Source organism: Bombilactobacillus mellifer (assembly GCF_000970795.1).
Taxonomy (GTDB): domain Bacteria; phylum Bacillota; class Bacilli; order Lactobacillales; family Lactobacillaceae; genus Bombilactobacillus; species Bombilactobacillus mellifer.
The window spans coordinates 522,018-542,873 of record NZ_KQ034028.1 but is presented as its reverse complement, the minus strand read 5'-3'; the positions used below and the strand labels follow the sequence as shown (position 1 = coordinate 542,873).

Below are 20,856 nucleotides of genomic sequence, written 5' to 3'. Positions count from 1 at the left end.
TAACTTCTTCCTCTCTGTTGATCTTAGAGTTTCTATTTTACAACAAAGTTAACAATTTTATTAGGGACAACAATGACTTTGCGTAATTCTTTTCCGGCCGTAAATTTTTGGATTTTAGTATTTTTACGAGCAATGGCCTCTAAATCAGCTTTGGCAGTATCTCGTGGTACGGTAATTTTATCCCGTAATTTCCCATTGACCTGTAAAATAATTTCTGTTTTTTCACTAATCAAACTATTTTCATCATAAGTTGGCCACGCAGCATAAGTTATAGATTCATTGTGTCCTAATTTTTGCCAAATTTCTTCAGCCACATGTGGAATTACCGGTGCAAGCATTTTAATCAACCCTTCAGCATACTCTTGTGGAAACTGCTGGGCTTTATTGACCGCGTTACAAAAGACCATCATTTGTGAAATTGCCGTATTAAACTGTAATTTTTCAAAATGTTCAGTAACGGTTTTAACAGTTTCACTATATACTTTAGCTAACTCCGGATTAGCTGCCGGTGTAATAAAATCGGTACGTAACGTATTTTCATCATCGGAATTAATGTATAAGCGCCAAACACGTTCAATGAATCTGAATGAACCGGCCAAACCATTTTCACTCCAAGAAATGGAAGCATCCAACGGACCCATAAACATTTCATAAAGACGTAGAGTGTCGGCACCATATTGTTCGACTACTTCATCAGGGTTCACAACGTTGCCTTTAGATTTCGACATTTTTTCGTGATTGGCCCCTAAAATCATACCTTGATTAAATAATTTCTGGAACGGTTCCGGTGTCGGCACAACTCCCAAATCGTATAAAAACTTATGCCAAAACCGCGCGTACAGTAAATGCAATACCGCATGCTCCGCCCCCCCAATATATAGATCTACCGGTAACCACCTTTTCAGTTTATCATAATCCGCTAAGGCCTGATCATTATGTGGGTCGACGTAACGCAGAAAATACCAAGAACTTCCGGCCCATTGAGGCATGGTATTGGTTTCGCGTTTGCCCTTGCGGCCATTGTGATCGACGACATTGACCCAATCAGTTAAATTAGCTAACGGACTTTCCACGGATCCGGAAGGTTTAATATCTGCTTCTTCTGGCAAACGTAACGGTAATTGCTCTTCGGGCACTAAAGTCGTTTCCCCATCTTCCCAATGAATAATTGGAATCGGTTCACCCCAATAACGTTGCCGTGAAAATACCCAATCTCTTAATCGATAGTTAACTTTTTTGGTACCTAAGCCTTTTTCTGTCAACCACTCTACCATTTTAGCGATGGCTTGCTCTTTATTTAACCCATTTAAAAATTCAGAATTAATATGTGGACCATCGCCTTTAAACGCGGCTTGTTCTACATTACCTCCTTGAATGACTGGCATAATTGGCAGTTTAAATTTCCGTGCAAATTCATAATCACGATCATCGTGTGCAGGTACCGCCATAATAGCACCTGTACCGTAGCTGGCTAAAACATAATCAGAAATCCAAATCGGAATTTTATTGCCATTAACCGGATTAATGGCATAAGCACCAGTAAAGACACCGGTTTTGTCATTATTCAAATCTGTTCGTGCCAAATCACTTTTGCGTGCTGTTTCTGCTTGGTAAGCTTGTACAGCAGTCGCCTGTTGTTCAGTAACAATTTGGTTGACTAATTCTTTTTCTGGAGCCATAACCATGTAAGTTGTTCCAAAAATCGTATCTGGCCGCGTGGTGAAAACTTCAAACTCGTAATCAGTATTTGCCACTTGAAATTTGATTTGTGCACCTGTAGAGCGGCCAATCCAATTCCGCTGCATATCTTTAATGCTCTCCGGCCAATCTAATAAGTCTAAATCATCAATTAAACGATCCGCATAAGCGGTAATTTTCAACATCCACTGACGCATGGGTTTGCGATAAACTGGAAATCCGCCGCGCTCAGTCACTCCATTGACGATTTCCTCATTGGCCACCACGGTGCCTAAATCAGGGCTCCAATTGACGGGAACTTCGGCTTCATAAGCTAATCCTTTTTTATACATTTGTTCGAAAATCCATTGGGTCCACTTATAATAACTTGGATCCGTTGTATTGACTTCGCGATCCCAGTCATAAGAAAAGCCCAATGAATTAATTTGCTTTTTAAAAACATTAATATTCTTTTCGGTAAAATCTTTAGGATTATTTCCTGTTTGAATAGCATATTGTTCTGCCGGCAGCCCAAAAGCATCCCAGCCCATCGGATGTAAAACGTTGTATCCTTGCATCCGCTTCATTCTAGCGACAATATCCGTGGCTGTGTAGCCTTCGGGATGTCCTACATGCAAACCTTTGCCGGATGGATAGGGAAACATATCCAGCGCATAAAAATTGGGTTTATGATCATCTTCAGTTGTACGAAAAGTATGATGGTCAGCCCAATATTTTTGCCATTTTTTTTCAATTACTGTATGGTTATAACTCATATTTTCCTCCTTGAAAAATAAAAAAGTCCTATTGCAACTGTGCAATAGGACGATTGACCGCGGTACCACCTAAGTTCTACGTTAAACGTAGCCCTCTCAATCTATAACGGTGATTCCCCGGAAACATCTACTGTTACTTCAATGTTCAGCCTTGAGAACGAGTTCGCCGTCACTTTTTGGTGAAATCTCACTAACCTTTCACTCTCTGCACAAAAACTGACTGCTACTAATTTCTCGCTTCGCTAAATAAATATATGAGGCCATTATAAAGTAAGAAAACCTCAAAATGCAAGGTCCGATCCTAATAATTTTCAAATTTAATTAATTTACCCCTTTAAATTAGTGATTAATCTGTAGAGGCTATATCGGAATGCTCAACTTGAATTCCCGGCGCGGCACTTGTGCGCTGATACAAACCGGAAGTCGTCTGTTCAGCATCTGTTGCAGGATTGTCACTGGAAATAGTTTGCGCAGACGTATTCGTTTCAGATGGTGTCGATGGTTGAGTTTGCGTACCTGTTGATTGTGAGTCACTAGGTTGGCTGGTTTCTGGCCGAGTATTAACGTGAACTTTAGGTGCCTCTTGGACAGCATAAATCGAACCATTGGAGACTTTGGAATGATTCTGCGTATTCATCAGCTCCAAAAATTGCTGTTGTTGATGGATTAATTGGGCCACATCATTATCAATTATTGGCATATCGCTAACGGTTGGTGTAGTATCATCCAAAGCCGCTGCCGCACTATCATGGCGATTATAGTCATTTTGCACAATTACCGGGGCCGTTTTAGTTTGATAGGCATCTTTTTTGACTTGCTTTACACTAGCCAAAGGTTGGACTGTGGCAGCTGTTGGATCAGCAGTAGTTGCAGCATTGACATTAATTGTCGCGGTGCCGTTATCCGGTGTTGCTTCATCAAAACGGGTTAAATTATACTTTTCTATCAAAGCATCTAATTTCTCATTATAAGAAGTATCCGTGGCATAACGCCCTGTCAGAGCTTTCGTCGCATCTTGGTAAGTAGCAGCATTGCTCCGCCAAACATTAGCGTACAAGCGCCCATTACTACGTAATAAACGCACATAGTCCTCTAGCGATTCACGATAGGATGGATATTTACGAAAATTAGATTGAATCGTATACAGACTGCCACTGCCATCATCTTCTTGTGTGCTCAAATTAACTGCAGCCCCTTGAAAGGTGCCCTTAACGCCAAACAAATTAAAATTTGGTGCTTGTGCCAAACTGCTGGTTCCCCAACCACTTTCCAACAATGCTTGGGCGACCATGACTGAGGCATATAAATTATTTTTTTCTGCTAATTTTTGGGCTGAACTGCCCAAATAATTCAAAAAATCTTGGTCGCCATAACCTTGTGAAACAATTAAATCATCAGTGGAGGTGCCGGTTTGAACAACAATCGAATTGGTAGGTGCATCGGCTTCAGCAGCCATTACCGGTTGGGCTTGGCTGGTCAGGGCCGCACCGCAAATTAAGAGACTGGCACTCAAGGTTCCCCATTTACCAAGATTTTTAGGATGCCGCAATGGTATACTAACTTCATTATGGAATAAAGAATCATTTTGTGTTAATGTTGTTTTTTTATTAGCCAATTTATCAATCCCCAAATCAAATCCAATATCACAAACTCATAAAATTATTCTCGTAATTGCTTGTTAAAAATCTAATTAATTTAACTCCACTTTTATCTTAACTAAAATTATTAGGAAAGCAAGGCGGAAACCTCGACTTATGCAGACTTCACGAAAACTTAAACAAATTTTAACAATTTTTTTAATATTTATTATACTTTGCAGCTTAGTCCAGTTACACCATCCTGTAATTAATTTACTAGATCAATGGGGCTTTCATTTCACTGATGCTTTACCCGCTTCCAGCCACCAATTCTGGAAGCAAATAACAGCTTTAGGTGCACCTTCAACCATTTGTTGGGTCACGGTCATTTTAGTCTTGCTAGCTCAGAATTGGTCACAGCGACTTTTCTTGAGCAGCGCCGTTTTCTTTAATCTAGCAACTGCTCACTGGCTGAAATTACTCTTTTGTCGTCCGCGACCACAATTACATCATCTCATCCACGTTAGTGGGTATAGCTTCCCCAGTGGTCATGCCAACGCCATCACCGTTTTAGTATTAGCCATCTATTTATTATACTGGCAAAAAAAGCCCCCCAAAGGAGCTGCTCTGGTGGGCACGCTTGTCGTTGTCGGAGTTCTACTGAGTCGGGTAGTATTACATGTTCACTATCTGAGCGATGTACTCGCTGGTAGTTTATATGCGATTGCGACAACGGAACTTATTTGGTGGCTTTTTTTTGATAATCAATCAATAATTTCTTACTACGCCAATCCCAAAGATTAATCACAAAAGCACTAACAAGAATAATCATTCCAACTATAAAAATACCTCGTAAACCCGCAAAAACAATTTTACGCGCTGGCACTAAATAACGGGCCGGTAATTGACCAGCAGTTGCTGGATTAATCATTTTATTCATCATGGCTGCAGTCAGGCTGGGATGTTGTTGTACTCCGTGGGCCATTACAATATTCATCACGATGCCAAAAATAGACACCATGAGCGTTTGCCCTAAATTACGGGCTAAGGTATTGAAACTGGTGGCCGTACCGACTTCATCGGCTGTCACTACACTTTGCGAAGTAACAGTCGAAGTCGTAATCGATAGTCCAAAGCCAAAACCAACAAAACCGGAAATGATGAGAAAAACACTAAAAGACGTATTGAAAGGTATCAATAAATAAGCAGCACATCCACCAATTAAGAATAATAAAGCCCCCGCCGTAATACTATGCGGTGGATATTTGGCTACAAACTTGCCGGATAAATAAGATCCTAATAGCCAGACAATCGAACTGGGAGTGACCACAAAGCCACCCATTGACGGCTGTAGTCCTAAAACACTTTGCATCCAAATCGGTAAATAAGTGTCAAAGCCAATTAAAAAACCGGCAATGAGCAGCATATCTAAATTTTGAACAACAAAAGCCCGGTTTCGAAATAATTTAAGCGGTAAAATCGGATCAACTTGCTGTTGTTCTACCTTTAATAAAATCCCCAAAAACACTGCTGAAATAAGCAGTAAGACTACACTCCAGCCGGCGTGTTGTATATTGCTTAAATTTTGTAAACCTAACATTAATAAGACTAACGTCAAAGTCAGCAGTACAATGCCACGATAATCAATTGCACTAGATTTGGCTTCAATGTGTTCATGCAAGAAGAATTGAATCAACAAAATGGTAAGAAGTCCAATCGGAATATTAATGGCAAATACCCAATGCCAGCTTAACTTTTCCACGATAAAACCGCCTAACAGGGGCGCCACAATCGAAGCAATTCCCCAAGAGGACCCATTTAAACCAATCATCCCCGCGCGCTTTTCCAAGGGATAAATATCAGCTAAAACTGTGTACGTAAGAGGCTGGATGGCTCCGGCTCCTAATCCCTGCAAAAAACGCGCTAAAATTAATTCCAACATTGATTGCGAAATACCGCAGAGAAAGGAACCAATGACGAAGATTAATAAACCAATCGTTAATAAACGTTTACGGCCAAAACGATCAGATAATTTTCCATAAATAGGAGTCGTTACTGCGCTCATAAGTAAATAAATGGAAAAGACCCAGTTCATAACATTCAAGCCGTGTAAATCACTCACAATTGTCGGCATCGCAGTGGAGACAATCGTACCTTCCACAGCGGTCATAAAGGTCGCAATAAAGACAGCAATGGTTACCAGACTGACATTAGTTTGTTTCTGTTTTTTCACTAGTGATCCTGCTTTGTTAAAATTTTTTGTAACTGTTGAACACGATCTGTATGCTCCCACGGTACATCAATATCGGTGCGCCCAAAATGACCGTAAGCCGCTGTTTGACGATAAATGGGACGTTGTAAATCTAGCATTTGAATAATCCCTGCGGGCCGCAAATCAAAAACTTGGCGAATTGCTGCGACAATTTCATCATCGCGATAGGCGCTTGTCCCAAAAGTATTCACTGCAATAGACACAGGACGCGCAACGCCAATCGCATAAGCTAATTGAATTTCTACTTGATGAGCTATCTTGGCAGCTACTAAATTTTTGGCCACATAACGCGCCGCATAACTAGCAGAACGGTCAACTTTAGTGGCATCTTTACCTGAAAAAGCTCCACCACCATGATGTGCTGCGCCGCCATAGGTATCCACAATAATTTTACGACCGGTTAAACCAGTATCACTGCTCGGTCCCCCTAAAACAAAACGTCCCGTAGGATTAATTAAAAATTTGGTTTGTTCATCTAAAAACTGCGCCGGGACAACCGGTTTAATGACTTGTTCAATGATGTCTTGCTTTAAATCTGTCAAGGATACTTCCGGATCATGTTGTGTGCTTAAAACCACGGTATCCACTCTTAATGGCCGATGCTGATCATCGTATTCTACCGTGACTTGTGCTTTGGAATCTGGGCGCAAATAAGTTAATTGGCCCTGTTTACGAACAGTAGTGACCTGCCGCATTAATTTATGTGCTAACATGATCGGTAGCGGCATATATTCGGGTGTTTCATCTGTAGCATAGCCAAACATCAAGCCTTGATCGCCTGCTCCTATCTGATCGAACGGATCGTCATCGCTGACTTGTTCGCGTTGTTCCAAGGCATCATCTACACCTTGGGCAATGTCCGGTGATTGTTGATCAATTGCCGTAATCACTGCACAAGTATCAGCATCAAAGCCATAAGCAGAATTCGTGTAGCCAATTTCTCGAATCGTATCGCGGACAATTTTTTGAATATCCACATAAGCACTGGTACTTATTTCACCCGCTACCAATACTAAACCGGTAGTGACTGTAGTTTCACAAGCTACCCGAGCCTTGGGATCTTCTTTTAAAATGGCATCTAAAATGGCGTCGCTAATTTGATCTGCCATTTTATCAGGATGTCCTTCTGACACTGATTCCGACGTAAAAAAATGTTTTTCTTTTTCCAAAATTTTTCCCCCTTAATTCGGTTACAGGTAAGCAAATAATTTGCTCCATCAGGAATTTAATTAACTTAACCATGTTATCACAAAATTTAATATTACAAGTACAATTTTAAAATTGTTTTTTGATAATTTCAGAAAAAACCGCTGGCACAAATAAAAAAGCGGTTCTGTCTGTTTTCGATAACAGGATGAACCGCCATTATAGCTTGATTATTCTGTGTTCTTACAAAGCCGCGCTGGTTTGCTTAGCGATAAACGTAATCTCTCGTCATCGGTAAATTAGTGCCTGAAGGCCCTTTACTAATTAAATATTGCACCACGTCAATATTGCCTGAAGCAAAAGAGGCTGCACAAGCTTGCAGATACAATTCCCACATGCGGCTAAAGCGCTCATCCATCATTTGAGTCACCTCAGCACGATGAGCTTGAAAATTTTGTTCCCAAATTTCTAAGGTACGTTGATAATGGCGCCGCAACATTTCCATGTCGCTCAACTGGAGCCCCGCATTTAAAATATTATCAATATTTTCGGTCAAACCCGGAATATAACCACCAGGAAAAATCCACTTATCAATCCAGGCATTCAAGGCTCCGCTTCCTTGACGGGTAATCCCATGAATTAAAGCTGTGCCCCCATCAACTAACATCTGTGCTACATCTCGGAAATATTCTGGCAGATCCTCATGACCTACATGTTCAAACATTCCGACGGAGACCACGTAATCCCATTTTTGATCTTTAATTTCCCGATAATCGACTAATTTTACCTCGGCACAATCAGTCAACTTTAAATCTTTAATTTTCTGTACTACGTACTCATATTGTTCTTCGCTTAAGGTGATTCCGGTAACTTTTAAATGATATTCTTGAGCAGCAGTAAGCATCAAAGTTCCCCAGCCACAACCAATATCTACTAAAGTTTTTCCCGGTTGCGGATTGAGTTTTTTTAAAATATGATGAACTTTATTGAGCTGGGCTTGTTTCAAGGTGTCGTCCGGTTTTTCAAAATAAGCACAAGAGTAAGTCATCGTATCATCGAGCCATAATTTATAAAAATCATTACCAATATCATAATGATCTTGGACGAACTCTTCCTCATCATTTTTGGAATGGGTATGCGTCGGCATAAATTGTTTGAATTTTTTATTGTATAAAAAACTGTTGCGGCTTTGATAAGCTGCTAAAATCAATTTTTCAATACTACCATCAATTTCAATCGTCTTATTCATATAAGCTTCCCCTAAAGCCAAGGAAGCGTTGTTCATGATACTTTTAATTGGAATCGGTTTGTGAATAGTAATATGAATGTCTGGATCACCCGTGCCATACTGTTCGGTCTTTTGATCCCAATAAGTTACCTTTAACGGGATATTAAATGAATTCTTCAACAATTCTTTATAAAAAGTTTTCTCTAACATTCAATTCACCTCAATAATTATCAATTAGTAACACTACACCTTTTAAATCTGATCTTCAAATCGAAGATTAATTTAAGGTAGAATAAAAGCAGCTTTATATAATGAGGTAAAAAAATGAAAATTTGGAAATCTATTCTTACGACATGCCTTTATTTTTTAAGCATCGCGGCCTATCCTGTGTTATTAATGCAGCATTATCCCTATCATCTGGATCCACCAACAAAATTCACCTTTATCTTAGTTGCGTTGTTAGTTATTTATTACGCATTGATCGGCCCTTTTCATCCAAACAAATATTTTAATGTTTTATATAGTATTTTAGCCATTATTTTAATTCTCTGCCATCAAGCCATTAAGCCCTCATTTTATTTATTGTGTTTGTTTGTGTGCCAATTACTGCTTTGCTTTCTTGTTCAAAAATCACCCATGCGCGCTATTGTCGGCAATTTAGTGCTCCCCTTTTTCACCAGTGCAATGTTAATTTTTTCGCTGTTACATTTCGTTTCAGCTCAGATGATTCTAAACCTTTTATTAATCAATGTTTTAGTGGTCATTGTTCACTTAGTCAAATCGCGGGGGCAAATTCTTTTAGCAATAGTGTGTCTGAGTTTGGTAATTTTAGCTTTACTGGGGCTTAAACAACTTACACTGCAGCAAAGCATAGTCTTTTTTATCGGAACCGGCAGTATGTTTTTTCTCCAAAAGTGGGGTCGGCATTCCCGTAATTTAGCTTATTTTAGTCTTTTAAGAATCATTTTAGTCTTGCTGCTTAGTTTTTAAATTGAGTTTCTATTAGATAAAGAAAAAAGCAATTTCAATTACGAAATTGCTTTTTTTAACAACTGACTTTTAGTTATTTTTGAATGTTGTAAAAGCTCTTAGCGCCTTTATATTCAGCAGTCTCACCCAATTGTTCTTCAATTCGCATTAATTGATTGTACTTCGCAATTCGGTCAGTCCGACTAATGGAACCCGTTTTAATTTGACCAGCATTAGTAGCCACTACTAAGTCAGCAATCGTAGTATCTTCCGTTTCACCGGAACGATGAGATACGATAGCTGTATAACCGGCTTCTTTAGCCATTTCAATGGCTTCAAAAGTTTCAGTTAAAGTTCCAATTTGGTTAACTTTAATCAAAATGGAGTTGGCTACTCCCATATCAATACCCTTTTTGAGGTAATCTGTGTTAGTTACAAACAAATCATCACCAACAATTTGCACTTTCTTACCTAAACGATCTGTGAGTAGTTTCCAGTCTTCCCAATTATTTTCATCTAATGGGTCTTCAATAGAAACAATTGGGTATTTTTCAACTAAGCCATCCAATAAATCAACAATTTCTGCTGCAGTATAGGACTTGCCGTCACCTTTCATATCGTACTTGCCGGTTTCGGAGTTGTAATATTCTGAAGAAGCACAGTCAAATGCAATTGCAATATCATCGCCAGGTTTATAGCCGGCACGTTCAATAGCTTCGACTAATACTTGGAAAGGTTCCTCATTGTTTTGCATATTGTTCGGTGCGAAACCACCTTCATCACCAACTGCCGTGGAGTCGCCACGTTCTTTTAAAATCGCAGCTAAGTTGTGGAAAGTTTCAGCACCCATCCGAATAGCTTCATGAATACTTTTAGCACCTACAGGCATAATCATAAATTCTTGAAAATCAACATTATTATTGGCATGTTTACCACCATTGATAACATTCATCATTGGTGTTGGCAAAACATGACTGTTCGGTCCACCCAAATATTCATACAAAGGCATGCCTAATTCATCAGCAGCTGCATGTGCGGCAGCTAAAGAAACTCCCAGGATTGCATTGGCTCCCAATTTGCCTTTATTAGGAGTTCCATCTAAAGCAATCATTTTTTGATCAATTGCCCGTTGATCAGTGACATCCATCCCAATGATTTCTTTTGCAATGACATCATTGACATTCTTCACTGCTTGCGTAACACCTTTACCCATGAAACGGGATTTATCGCCATCGCGCAATTCTACTGCTTCATGTTCACCAGTGGAAGCCCCTGATGGCACGCTAGCACGGCCAAAACCACCTAATTCAGTATACATTTCTACTTCGACAGTAGGATTGCCACGTGAATCCAAAATTTCACGAGCAAAAATATCAGTAATTACAGACATTTAATTAATCTCCTTTGATTGTTTGTTTGATAACTTAATTTTAGCATTTCAAGAAATCTAAATAAATACATTACGCTTGATAATTCACCAATTGTAAATAAGAATCGGGATCTAAACTGGCTCCTCCGACTAAACCGCCATCAATGTCCGGCTTACTCATTAGTTCTTTGATATTAGCCGGTTTAACTGAACCGCCATATTGAATTCGGACTTGGTCTGCTACGGTCTTGTCATAAAGCTTCTCTACGGTTTGGCGAATCACTTGACAAATCTCTTGCGCCTGATCGGCAGTCGCTGTCTTGCCCGTTCCAATTGCCCAAATCGGTTCATAGGCAATGACTAATTGGGATACTTGGTCGGCACTTAAGTCCTTTAAAGCGGCAGTAACTTGACTTTGAACCCAAGTTTGTGCTTCCCCAGCTTCACGCTTGGCTAAGCTTTCACCACAGCAAATAATAGGAATCATCTGGTTGGCAAAAACGGCCTGAGCCTTCCGATTGACATCGGCATCTGTTTCATGGAAATAATCACGTCGTTCCGAATGCCCAATGACTACATAATTAATCCCCATTTCTTGTAAAACCTGAGGACTCGTTTCTCCGGTAAACGCTCCGGAATTTTCAAAATAACAATTTTCAGCCGCTGTTTTTAAATTACTGCCCTGAGCAGCAGCAAGTAAAGCCGGCAAATCGACCGCTGGTGCAGCAATCACTGCTTCTACTTGATCACTAGCTGGCAAATGATCTTTTACTGCATTCACAAATTGTGTCGTAGCTTCTGGATTATTATTCATTTTCCAGTTGCCCGCAATAATTGGTGTTCGCATATGTGTAACTCTCCTTTGCTTTATTTATCAGAAATGGAAGCAATTCCCGGCAATTCTTTACCTTCTAGGTATTCCAGAGAAGCCCCACCGCCGGTAGAAATATGAGTCAGCTTATCGGCAATACCTAATTGTTGTGCTGCAGCAGTGGAATCACCGCCGCCAACAATTGTCGTCGCACCTTGTAAATCACCCAAAGCACGACCCACTTGTAAAGTACCATTAGCAAAGTTGCTCATTTCAAAAGCACCCATTGGTCCATTCCAAACGACAGTTTTAGCACCTGCTAATTTATCTTCAAATAATTGAATTGTCTTCGGTCCAATATCTAAGGCCATCTGATCGGCAGGAATTTCCACATCCGGAGTGGTTGTATGTGGAGCATCATTGGAAAATTCAGCCGCTACCACGTGATCAACTGGTAACACAATTTTATCCCCAGCTTTAGCTAATAAATCTTTAGCCATTGGCACTCGGTCTTCTTCAAATAAGGATTTTCCAATCTGGTGTCCTTGCGCAGCTAAAAAGGTATAAGCCATACCCCCACCGATTAAAATATGATCAGACTTAGGGATTAAGTTTTCAATCACCGCGATTTTATCAGAAACCTTGGCACCACCTAAAATCGTCACGAAAGGATGTACGGGATTTTCCACAGCGTTACCTAAGAATTTGATTTCTTTTTCCATTAAGAAACCGGCTGCAACGGGTTTGCCGGCTGCTTGCATGGCTTGAGAAATGCCGACATTGGAAGCATGAGCCCGATGAGCAGTTCCAAAAGCATCATTGACAAAAACGTCACCTAAAGAAGCCCAATATTGACCTAACTTAGGATCATTTTTGCTTTCACGTTTTCCAAAATCGTTATCAATATCTTGAAAACGGGTGTTTTCCATTAAAATAACTTCACCCGCTTGCATAGCGTTAATCGCAGCTTCTAATTCGGCACCTTCATTGACCGGTACAAATTTGACTTCCTGATTTAATAATTCGCCTAGACGTTGTGCTACAGGAGCTAAAGTCAAAGCTTGTTTATCCGCATCACTTTTCACGCGCCCTAAGTGCGATAGTAAAATCAGTTTACCCTGATGCTCAATAATATATTTAATCGTGGGCAAAGCTGCTACAATACGATTATCATTGGTAATTTGGTTATCTTTGACCGGTACATTGAAATCTGCCCGCATTAGAACTTTTTTATTCTTGAGATCAATGTCCGAAACAATCATTTTTGCCATTCAAACAGCCTCCTAATTTTCAACAAAAAAGGCCGAAGGAGTGAGCCTCCCTCCGCCTTCATCACGTAATCAAAACTAATACAATAAATTGAATTATCGATTACAATAAGCTAGCAAATTTTTGTAAAGTACGGATCATTTGTGCAGTAAAACCAGATTCATTGTCGTACCAAGCAACTACTTTGACTACTTGGGCACCATTAGCACCTTCAACCACTTGGGTTTGAGTTGGATCGAATACCGAACCAAATTCAGTACCAATAATATCGGAAGAAACAATTTCGTCATCGTTGTAACCAAAGGATTCATTGCCTTCAGTAACTTTCTTCACAGCAGCATTAACTTCGTCAGCAGTAACTTTCTTGTCCAAGACTGCTACTAACTCAGTCAAAGAACCGGTAATTACTGGTACACGTTGTGCATGACCGTCTAATTTGCCCTTTAATTCTGGAATAACTAAACCAATAGCTTTAGCAGCCCCGGTTGAATGTGGAATAATGTTTTGTGCAGCAGCCCGCGCATTACGCTTGTTGCCACCACGATCAGGACCATCTTGCAATTTTTGCGTAGCTGTATAAGCATGAATTGTCGTCATTGTTCCTGTTTGAATGCCAAAAGCATCATTCAAAGCTTTAGCTGCTGGAGCCAAGCAGTTGGTTGTGCAAGAAGCAGCAGAAATAATTTGATCATCTTTAGTAATGGTATCGTCGTTAACACCATAAACCACCGTCTTCAAATCACCTGCAGGAGCTGAGATCAAGACTTTCTTAGCACCAGCATCTAAATGAGCTTGAGCCTTTTCTTTGGAAGTGTAAAAACCAGTACTTTCCAAAACTAGTTCTACGCCGTCGTTCTTTACCCAAGGAATATTGCGTGCATCGGATTCAGCATAAACCGGGATTGTTTTGCCATCTACTACAATAGCATTATCTGCAGCTGATACTTCATGTTGGAAATTACCATGAGCTGTATCATATTTAAGCAAATGTGCCAACATATCTGGTGATGTTAAGTCGTTAATTGCAACAACTTCCAAATCATCATTTGCAACTTCATAAATACGACGTAAAGCCAAACGACCAATACGTCCGAAACCATTAATACCTACTTTTGTAGCCATGTTTAGATTTCCTCCTTCAGGAAAAATGTTTTATTTTAAAGGTTCTTGACCCCTTAAAATCAATTTTGCTGCTGCCTCATCAGTAATCAAAATTGTCTGCTGAGGTGCGATTTTCATATATGATTCGATTGCCTGAACTTTTTGCGGTCCGCCGGCAATAGTAATCACATACGAAATGTTAATTAAATCCGAAACTTGTAAGCCAATTTTCGGAACGCGGTAGACTACTTCACCTGCAGCATTTAAAAAGTTACCAAAAGCTTCGGAAACTGCTTTTTTTTCTTCCAAATACTGAATTTCAGCAGATGACATATGTCGCCGCTGCGCCATTACCTGAGCGCGGCCAATGCCATTAATCACCACATTAGCCTGATTAATTAAATCCAAAACTGCCTTCACCACCGGCTCTTTGAGCAGTGGTTTAACACTTTGGGAACTAATATCCTCAGGAACATAAAGCGCGCGATAACGACCACCACTATGGGCAGCCATTTCGGCACAAACTGTATTTGCCTGAATGGCAACTGATTCACCTAGACCTCCGCGAGCGGGAACAAACAATAACTGTCGATTCTGCGTTAAACTAGGCAATAACTGCTGGGCGACTGCTGCCATTGTGGTGCCTCCCATAACGGCCACCGTATTGCAACCGGGAGGCAAACATTGATTTAAAAGACGATTTAATTCGCGTCCCATTAAATCCAAAACTTTAGCATGGCGCTCACTATTTCCAGGAACAATTATTGCTTGCTTAATTCCCAAATGTTTAGCCAGTTGCTCGCCCATCATCGAATTGTCATTTACATTGCGCAACAAATGATCCAGTTGTTGTGTTACTTGAACTCCTAGTTCTGTTAACAACATCCCGGACTTAGACATTTCGATTAAACCCGTTTGGCGGAAAAGATCCGTTTCACGTCGTAAAACCCGCTCGGATAAATCTAATTCGGCAGCTAAAACTCGCCGACCAATGGGTTGCATCCAGTGAATGCGCTGCAAAATACGATAACGCTGCTGAATTTCTTGCCAAAAATCAGGCGCCACAGTATTAATCCAATCCCAATTATCCATTATAAGAGCACGTCCTGACGGTGGGATCTAAAACGTCCCTGTGTGTCACATTCAGACCCATCAAATCAAAAAATATATGCAAGCTAAAATCCTTAGCTCACATTTGAAATTATAGCAAGTTGCTCCAGAAAATGCAACTATCCGGTTTGGCGTTAATTACAGCGAACGCTAGCCTAATTTGGGTTAACCTCATGCTTCCCGCATATTTAGAAATGCTTGAGTTTTAAAAACAAAAAAGCACTGGCTGTTTAAACAACCAGTGCTGACAATTATGCGCCACCTGGGAGTCGAACCCAGATCCCAAGAACCGGAATCTTGTGTGCTATCCATTACACTAGCGGCGCAACACGTTTTATATTGTACCGTGGGTTTTTAGTTTTGGCAAGACTAAATTTGTAATTTTACTTAGACAACTGGTCTCAGACAATTACTCCAGATACATAAGAAATATTTTCCCAAAACGATCCCATAAGTACAGCTAAGCCCGTTACAATTGGACTATAATTACGTTAGCCTTGATAATAATTTGAATTCTGCTAAATTCTACAAAAACAACGACAAAAGAAAGGGATCAATAACAGGAACAACTGCTAAAATATCGGATTCCAACTTTACTCAAGGCAAAACAAAGGAGCCAATCCCATGAATATTCAATCTTTGACCAGCGTGTCTGCAGCCCAATATGAATTATTACTAAGTGCCGACCCTAGTCCGGTAATGGTTGCCAGTTATGTCAACCGTGCGTTGAAGTTTGCGGCCCAAATAGATCATAAACTAGTAGGTGTTCTTCTGCTCTTACCGACTCATCCCCAAACCTTAGAGATCGTTAATTTAGCAGTCAGCCAGTGTCATCAAAATCAGGGAATTGGTACCCAACTTTTGCAATTTGCTGAAAATTGGGCCCACCAAAAACACTATCGAACTCTCGAAATAGCTACCGGTAGTACCAGCTTCGGCCCATTATATCTTTACCAAAAGCAAGGCTTCCGAATTACCAGCATTGAACGCGACTTTTTTAGCCAACACTACCCCCAAACAATTTGGGAAAACAAGTTAATCTTAAAAGATTTAATTCGGTTGCAAAAAACTTTGCACTAAAAAATCAAAGAGATGATCTTTAATGAAACAAGAATCATTATTTGCTCAAGCGGCGCAGACAGAGCCGTTAGCGGCCCGGGTCCGACCGCAAACTTTAGAACAATTCGTCGGACAGCAACATTTATTAGGGCCCGGAAAAATCTTGCGGGAAATTATTGCCAAAGATCAAGTATCTTCTATGATCTTTTGGGGACCACCAGGCGTGGGCAAAACCACTCTCGCGGAGATAATTGCCCGCCAAACCCAAGCCCATTTTTTGAGCTTTAGTGCCGTGGATAGCAGCATTAGCAAAATTAAAAAAATTATGCAACAAGCTGAAACTCAACGCCAATTAGGTCGCCAGACCATCGTTTTTGTAGATGAAATTCATCGTTTTAATAAAGCCCAACAGGATGCTTTTTTGCCCTATGTTGAAAAAGGAAGCATTATCCTCATTGGAGCCACTACCGAAAACCCTTCCTTTGAAATTAATTCTGCTTTATTATCGCGTTGTAAAGTTTTTGTTCTCAAAGCTCTCCAAGCTGCTGACATTCTGCAATTACTGCATAATGCTTTGCAAAATCCTCAAGCTTTTCCCCAGAAAAAAATTAATATTGATGAAAATTCCTTAAAAGCTATCGCGGAATTTGCCAGTGGCGATGCCCGTACTGCTTTAAATACTTTAGAAATGGCTGTTTTAAATGGCCAGCAGCAGAATAATGTGATTACTATTACTCACCAAAATCTGCAACAATTAATTAGCAAGAAATTCATGAATTACGACAAAAAAGGTGATGAACATTATAATCTCATCTCAGCCCTGCATAAAGCGATGCGTAATAGCGATGTGGATGCGGCGATTTATTGGCTAACGCGAATGTTGGAAGGCGGCGAAGACCCTCTCTATATTGCCCGCAGATTGATTCGTTTTGCCAGTGAAGATATCGGTTTGGCCGACGTTAATGCCTTAAATGTGACGGTTAATGTTTTTTCGGCATGCCAATTTATTGGTCTGCCGGAATGTGATGTCCACTTGGTTGAAGCGGTGACCTATCTCGCATTGGCTCCCAAATCTAACGCGATTTATCAAGCCCGGTTAGCTGCTCAAAAAGATGCCCAAAAAACGCTGAATGCGCCCGTCCCTTTACAAATTCGCAATGCTCCAACCAAGTTGATGAAAGATTTAGGGTACGGTCAAAATTATCAATTGGCTCACAACACAGCTGACAAATTAACTTCCATGAAAACTATGCCCCCCGAGATACAAGGACATCGATATTATTATCCTAGTGATCAAGGACACGAATCCCGCTTTAAAGAACGCTTACAGCAAATTCAAGCATGGCATCAAAAACATGATTCTTTGTAAAAGGTAATTAGTGAAAGACTGAAAAATAAATTTGAGCTTAGTTGTCGTAATTTAGTTATACTGGATATGAGGATAACTAAAATTTCAAAAGAGGTGTGTTTCATGACTAAAAATGTTGGTATTTTTGTAGGTAGTTTACGCAAGGGATCTTATTCAAGAATTATTGCGCAAGAACTGGCCAAGTTATTCCCTGCTGACTATACGACGCAATTCCTTGAGATCGGTAATTTGCCGTTATACAATCAAGATTTTGACGATTTGGGACCAGTACCGACGGAATATGTTCAGTTCCGTACCGCTGTACAAAAACTCGATGCCGCTCTTTTCGTCACCCCTGAGTATAACCGTAGCGTGCCTGCCGTCTTAAAAAATGCTCTCGATGTTGCTTCGCGTCCTTACGGCGCTAATGTCTGGGATGGAAAACCCGCTGCGATTGTCTCTCTTTCCCCAGGTACAATGGGTGGATTTGGTGCTAATCATCATCTGCGCCAAGCGCTCGTTTTTCTTAATATGCCAACCTTGCAACAACCCGAAGCTTATCTCAGTCATGTGGATCAATTTATCGATACTGCTAAGGGCGAGGTTAACAATCAAGGTACGAAAGATTTTCTGCAGTCAATTGTTAACGCCTTTGTTCAATTAATTGAACGTTACTAAACAGTTCCCAATAATTTTTACAGTTAGTGCTGAAACTTTTTTACCAGTCTTTTTCCTTGCCACTTAAGTTTAACGTTGACTTTTTGACCAAATGTGGTAAATTAGCAGAGTAACAGCTGGAGTGCTAATTTTACAGAGGAGGCTTTTGCATGTTAGTTCCTACAGTTATTGAACAAAGTCCCCGTGGCGAACGGGCTTATGATATTTATTCACGCTTATTAAAAGATCGCATCATTATGTTGTCTGGCGAAGTAACGGACGACTTAGCAAACACGGTCATTGCACAATTATTATTTTTAGATGCCCAAGATACTAAAAAGGATATTTATATGTATATTAATTCACCGGGTGGCTCCGTAACCGCTGGATTAGCGATTATGGATACCATGAATTTTGTACATTCCGATGTTCAAACCATCGCAATGGGAATGGCCGCTTCCATGGCTAGTGTCCTGCTATCTTCCGGTACCAAGGGTAAGCGTTTTGCGTTACCTAATTCCACCGTTTTAATTCACCAACCATCAGGTGGAGCCCAAGGTCAGCAAACCGAAATTGAAATTGTAGCTGAAGAAATTTTAAAGACACGACAGCGTTTGAATAAAATTTTAGCTGATAACACTGGACAAGACATTGAAACTATTAAGCGGGATACGGAACGCGATAATTATTTGACCGCGCAAGAAGCTAAAGATTATGGTCTGATTGATGAAATTATGACTAACCAAGACAAAAAATAATTTAGATAACCTTTAGAATAAATTGACGCTAAGCAGCGATTTATATTATTGCGAAAACACTGCTTTAGAATAAACTAAAAAGCCTAAGTTCGATAATCGAACTAGGCTTTTTTGTAATTTTTATTTTAATAGATTTAATGTAGCCGCAACTTCTGTTTTTACACCATTAATTAAGGAAGCTTCATCTATCACAAATTTGGAACTGTGGTTGGCATATTGGTAACCATCAGCAGCTGTGCCCCCTCCTAATACAAAATAACATAACGGAGCTACTTTTCCATAGGCTGAGAAATCTTCACTACCACTATTGCGTTTAGACTTGTGTACAAACTCAGGCCCGAGAACATCCTCTGCACTTTGCCAGACTACTTTAGTAACTGCCGGATCATTCATAACCGCATCATAATAAAAATCATACTCCATTTCCGGAGTAGCTCCATAAGTCGCGCAGGTGTTCTTAACGATATCTTGAATTCGTTGCGCCACTTTTTCACGAGTTTGCTGATCGATGGTCCGAATGGAAGCACTTAAATGAGCTGTTTCCGGAATGACATTGGCAGCATGCCCTGCTTGAAATTCACCGACATTAATGACTACAACATCATCTGGTGCCGCAAATCGAGAGATTACCGTTTGAAATTGATTGACAATCTCTGTCCCAACAATAATTGGATCAACCCCATTTTGGGGCATAGTCCCATGACTCCCCCGACCATGAATAGTTAATTCTAAAGTATCAGAATAAGTCGACCAGGCCCCTTCAGGGACAATTTGGATACTTCCAGTTGGTGCCATTGACATGATATGTAAACCAATGGCTGCATCTAAATCATGTAAATAACCACTTGCTACAATTTCACGCGCACCACCAGGCGGCAATTCTTCCGCATGCTGAAATAAAACTTGCACTGTCCCAGAAAATTGTTCGCGTAACTTAACTAATACTTGCGCAGTTGCCAATAAAATCGCAGTATGGGTGTCATGACCACAGGCGTGCATTAAACCTGGATTTTCGGAAGCAAATTCCAAACCAGTATCCTCTTGCACTGGCAAGGCATCAATATCTGCACGAATTAAGATTTTTTTACCAGGTTGTTGGCCCTGGATTGTTCCTAACACACTAGTCGCCGTTGGCTGTTCAATCTCGATATTCCCAAAAGATTGGAGCTTTTTAATAATATAGGCACAAGTTTTTTCTTCATGAAATGATCTTTCAGGATGACGATGCAAATGCCGCCGCCATTGAATCATTTCTGTTTCAGGGATTAAATCCACCCAAGATTTATCCATTCAACATTCTCCTCTCATCAGACAAGACACTTATTGTATTATAGCAACAGTTAATAATTAATAAATTTTATTTAGATTAGCACAGAAATTCGAAAAGTACAATTAGATATTTAAAATTTTCTCAGACTATTAAAAGCAGTGCTTGGCAGTGCCCCTGAAGCGACACAGTTAATTATTTTTCTCTCTCATTGAGTTTTGACTACGCCGAGGCTTTCAAATGACCGGTGAACATTTCATTCAGATAATACAAGTAACTTCTCAATGATCGCTTGAGCATTACTCAAATCAAGACTACATGAATGTGCTAACCAGAATTTAACAATAAATTCTTCCTAAAAATCTTATTTGAACAAAGGAAACTTTCATTGGACGTTGCAAAAGGATTGGATCTTGTCTTACACGCACTTCTAATTGGTTTTGAATGTGTGTTAGCATATAA

General features: G+C 40.1%; 17 protein-coding genes, 1 tRNA gene and 1 other annotated feature. Of the genes, 6 read left to right on the top strand and 12 right to left on the bottom strand.

Features of this window, described 5'->3' with window-relative positions; all coding sequences use genetic code 11:
* Window positions 1-32: 32 nt before the first annotated feature.
* The gene (gene leuS / locus JG30_RS02735; protein ID WP_046315952.1) at window positions 33-2,453 is read right to left on the bottom strand and encodes a leucine--tRNA ligase; all 2,421 of its coding nucleotides are present in this window, start codon (window positions 2,451-2,453) and stop codon (window positions 33-35) included.
* Between the two features lie 42 nt (window positions 2,454-2,495).
* Window positions 2,496-2,702, bottom strand: a binding site (T-box leader).
* Between the two features lie 97 nt (window positions 2,703-2,799).
* Window positions 2,800-4,068, bottom strand: coding sequence for a glycoside hydrolase family 73 protein (locus tag JG30_RS08595; RefSeq protein ID WP_052725171.1), 1,269 nt, complete (start codon window positions 4,066-4,068; stop codon window positions 2,800-2,802).
* Between the two features lie 139 nt (window positions 4,069-4,207).
* Here JG30_RS08595 and JG30_RS08590 point away from each other — a divergent pair, with 139 nt between their 5' ends.
* Window positions 4,208-4,834, top strand: a complete 627-nt coding sequence (locus tag JG30_RS08590) for a phosphatase PAP2 family protein (protein WP_052725170.1) — start codon at window positions 4,208-4,210, stop codon at window positions 4,832-4,834.
* Here the strand turns inward: JG30_RS08590 and JG30_RS02720 are convergent.
* The 3 genes from JG30_RS02720 to JG30_RS02710 all read right to left on the bottom strand — a co-directional run bounded on the left by JG30_RS02720 (window position 4,770) and on the right by JG30_RS02710 (window position 8,886).
* Window positions 4,770-6,263, bottom strand: a complete 1,494-nt coding sequence (locus JG30_RS02720) for an MDR family MFS transporter (protein ID WP_084616640.1) — start codon at window positions 6,261-6,263, stop codon at window positions 4,770-4,772. The genes JG30_RS08590 and JG30_RS02720 overlap by 65 nt on opposite strands.
* Window positions 6,263-7,471, bottom strand: a complete 1,209-nt coding sequence (gene metK, locus JG30_RS02715; protein ID WP_084616639.1) for a methionine adenosyltransferase — start codon at window positions 7,469-7,471, stop codon at window positions 6,263-6,265. Before metK ends, JG30_RS02720 begins: the two co-directional genes overlap by 1 nt.
* A 242-nt stretch (window positions 7,472-7,713) precedes the next feature.
* The gene (locus JG30_RS02710; protein ID WP_046315950.1) at window positions 7,714-8,886 is read right to left on the bottom strand and encodes an SAM-dependent methyltransferase; all 1,173 of its coding nucleotides are present in this window, start codon (window positions 8,884-8,886) and stop codon (window positions 7,714-7,716) included.
* 114 nt (window positions 8,887-9,000) lie between these two features.
* Here JG30_RS02710 and JG30_RS02705 point away from each other — a divergent pair, with 114 nt between their 5' ends.
* Window positions 9,001-9,666 carry a hypothetical protein gene (locus JG30_RS02705; protein WP_046315948.1) on the top strand — a complete coding sequence of 222 codons (666 nt, stop codon included), beginning with the start codon at window positions 9,001-9,003 and terminating at the stop codon, window positions 9,664-9,666.
* A gap of 73 nt (window positions 9,667-9,739) precedes the next feature.
* Here the strand turns inward: JG30_RS02705 and eno are convergent, their stop codons facing one another.
* The 6 genes from eno to JG30_RS02675 all read right to left on the bottom strand — a co-directional run bounded on the left by eno (window position 9,740) and on the right by JG30_RS02675 (window position 15,631).
* The gene (gene eno, locus JG30_RS02700; RefSeq protein WP_046315946.1) at window positions 9,740-11,035 is read right to left on the bottom strand and encodes a phosphopyruvate hydratase; all 1,296 of its coding nucleotides are present in this window, start codon (window positions 11,033-11,035) and stop codon (window positions 9,740-9,742) included.
* A 70-nt stretch (window positions 11,036-11,105) separates the two neighbouring features.
* A complete protein-coding gene (tpiA, locus tag JG30_RS02695) occupies window positions 11,106-11,861 on the bottom strand; it encodes a triose-phosphate isomerase (RefSeq protein WP_046315945.1) in 756 nt (251 codons plus the stop codon).
* A 20-nt stretch (window positions 11,862-11,881) separates the two neighbouring features.
* Window positions 11,882-13,096, bottom strand: coding sequence for a phosphoglycerate kinase (locus tag JG30_RS02690; RefSeq protein WP_046315943.1), 1,215 nt, complete (start codon window positions 13,094-13,096; stop codon window positions 11,882-11,884).
* A gap of 100 nt (window positions 13,097-13,196) precedes the next feature.
* A complete protein-coding gene (gene gap / locus JG30_RS02685; protein WP_046315941.1) occupies window positions 13,197-14,216 on the bottom strand; it encodes a type I glyceraldehyde-3-phosphate dehydrogenase in 1,020 nt (339 codons plus the stop codon).
* Window positions 14,217-14,246: 30 nt separating this feature from the next.
* Window positions 14,247-15,287, bottom strand: coding sequence for a sugar-binding transcriptional regulator (locus JG30_RS02680; protein WP_046315939.1), 1,041 nt, complete (start codon window positions 15,285-15,287; stop codon window positions 14,247-14,249).
* Between the two features lie 272 nt (window positions 15,288-15,559).
* Window positions 15,560-15,631, bottom strand: a tRNA-Arg gene (locus tag JG30_RS02675).
* Between the two features lie 298 nt (window positions 15,632-15,929).
* Between JG30_RS02675 and JG30_RS02670 the strand changes: the two genes are divergently transcribed.
* The 4 genes from JG30_RS02670 to JG30_RS02655 all read left to right on the top strand — a co-directional run bounded on the left by JG30_RS02670 (window position 15,930) and on the right by JG30_RS02655 (window position 19,127).
* Entirely contained in the window at window positions 15,930-16,385 is a 456-nt protein-coding gene (locus tag JG30_RS02670; protein ID WP_046315937.1) for a GNAT family N-acetyltransferase, read from the top strand.
* Window positions 16,386-16,407: 22 nt separating this feature from the next.
* Entirely contained in the window at window positions 16,408-17,733 is a 1,326-nt protein-coding gene (locus JG30_RS02665) for a replication-associated recombination protein A (RefSeq protein WP_046315935.1), read from the top strand.
* Window positions 17,734-17,835: 102 nt separating this feature from the next.
* Window positions 17,836-18,390, top strand: coding sequence for an NADPH-dependent FMN reductase (locus tag JG30_RS02660; protein ID WP_046315933.1), 555 nt, complete (start codon window positions 17,836-17,838; stop codon window positions 18,388-18,390).
* A 149-nt stretch (window positions 18,391-18,539) separates the two neighbouring features.
* Window positions 18,540-19,127, top strand: a complete 588-nt coding sequence (locus tag JG30_RS02655; RefSeq protein ID WP_046315932.1) for an ATP-dependent Clp protease proteolytic subunit — start codon at window positions 18,540-18,542, stop codon at window positions 19,125-19,127.
* Window positions 19,128-19,247: 120 nt separating this feature from the next.
* On the opposite strand, the gene JG30_RS02650 is transcribed toward JG30_RS02655, so the two are convergent.
* Window positions 19,248-20,417, bottom strand: a complete 1,170-nt coding sequence (locus tag JG30_RS02650) for a M20 metallopeptidase family protein (protein ID WP_046315931.1) — start codon at window positions 20,415-20,417, stop codon at window positions 19,248-19,250.
* Window positions 20,418-20,856: the final 439 nt, after the last annotated feature.

What these genes read in the sequence shown, in the direction of transcription:
- leuS (WP_046315952.1), bottom strand. Translation starts at nt 2,453, where the DNA reads ATGAGTTATAACCATACAGTAATTGAAAAAAAATGGCAAAAATATTGG.
- JG30_RS08590 (WP_052725170.1), top strand. Translation starts at nt 4,208, where the DNA reads ATGCAGACTTCACGAAAACTTAAACAAATTTTAACAATTTTTTTAATA.
- JG30_RS02710 (WP_046315950.1), bottom strand. Translation starts at nt 8,886, where the DNA reads ATGTTAGAGAAAACTTTTTATAAAGAATTGTTGAAGAATTCATTTAAT.
- JG30_RS02705 (WP_046315948.1), top strand. Translation starts at nt 9,001, where the DNA reads ATGAAAATTTGGAAATCTATTCTTACGACATGCCTTTATTTTTTAAGC.
- eno (WP_046315946.1), bottom strand. Translation starts at nt 11,035, where the DNA reads ATGTCTGTAATTACTGATATTTTTGCTCGTGAAATTTTGGATTCACGT.
- tpiA (WP_046315945.1), bottom strand. Translation starts at nt 11,861, where the DNA reads ATGCGAACACCAATTATTGCGGGCAACTGGAAAATGAATAATAATCCA.
- JG30_RS02690 (WP_046315943.1), bottom strand. Translation starts at nt 13,096, where the DNA reads ATGGCAAAAATGATTGTTTCGGACATTGATCTCAAGAATAAAAAAGTT.
- gap (WP_046315941.1), bottom strand. Translation starts at nt 14,216, where the DNA reads ATGGCTACAAAAGTAGGTATTAATGGTTTCGGACGTATTGGTCGTTTG.
- JG30_RS02680 (WP_046315939.1), bottom strand. Translation starts at nt 15,287, where the DNA reads ATGGATAATTGGGATTGGATTAATACTGTGGCGCCTGATTTTTGGCAA.
- JG30_RS02670 (WP_046315937.1), top strand. Translation starts at nt 15,930, where the DNA reads ATGAATATTCAATCTTTGACCAGCGTGTCTGCAGCCCAATATGAATTA.
- JG30_RS02665 (WP_046315935.1), top strand. Translation starts at nt 16,408, where the DNA reads ATGAAACAAGAATCATTATTTGCTCAAGCGGCGCAGACAGAGCCGTTA.
- JG30_RS02660 (WP_046315933.1), top strand. Translation starts at nt 17,836, where the DNA reads ATGACTAAAAATGTTGGTATTTTTGTAGGTAGTTTACGCAAGGGATCT.
- JG30_RS02655 (WP_046315932.1), top strand. Translation starts at nt 18,540, where the DNA reads ATGTTAGTTCCTACAGTTATTGAACAAAGTCCCCGTGGCGAACGGGCT.
- JG30_RS02650 (WP_046315931.1), bottom strand. Translation starts at nt 20,417, where the DNA reads ATGGATAAATCTTGGGTGGATTTAATCCCTGAAACAGAAATGATTCAA.